The organism is Paraburkholderia sp. JHI2823 (genome assembly GCF_038900695.1).
Taxonomy (GTDB): domain Bacteria; phylum Pseudomonadota; class Gammaproteobacteria; order Burkholderiales; family Burkholderiaceae; genus Paraburkholderia; species Paraburkholderia mimosarum.
On the sequence record NZ_JAYMRY010000231.1, the window covers coordinates 1 to 468 of the forward strand.

At 69.9% G+C, this 468-nt stretch carries 1 protein-coding gene; it reads right to left on the minus strand.

From position 1 onward, the window contains the following. A partial coding sequence (locus VSR34_RS38440) for an Ig-like domain-containing protein (RefSeq protein WP_342965236.1) occupies positions 1-468 on the minus strand: 468 nt, incomplete at both ends.

Sequence of the window (468 nt, forward strand, 5' to 3'; positions counted from 1 at the left end):
CGTTGCCGCTCGGCTGGTTCACCGGCGTCGTCACCGAGTAGCTGCCGTCAGCGCCGGCCGTGGTCGTTTCCGACGTGCCGTCCGGATTCGTCACCGTCACCTTGCTGCCCGCTTCGGCCTTGCCCGATACCGTCAGGCTGCCGTCCGGATTGGTCGCCACGTTCACGCTCGGCGCGAGCGGCGGCGTGATGTCCTTGTACGACACGGTCGTATCCGGGCCGGTGTTGCCGGCCGCGTCCGTGGCATGCGCCACGACGTTACCGCTCGGCTGGTTCACCGGCGTCGTCACCGAGTAGCTGCCGTCAGCGCCGGCCGTGGTCGTCTCCGACGTGCCGTCCGGATTCGTCACGGTCACCTTGCTGCCCGCTTCGGCCTTGCCCGACACCGTCAGGCTGCCGTCCGGATTCGTCGCCACGTTCACGCTCGGCGCGAGCGGCGGCGTCGTATCCGTCCAGGTCGCCTGGGTCG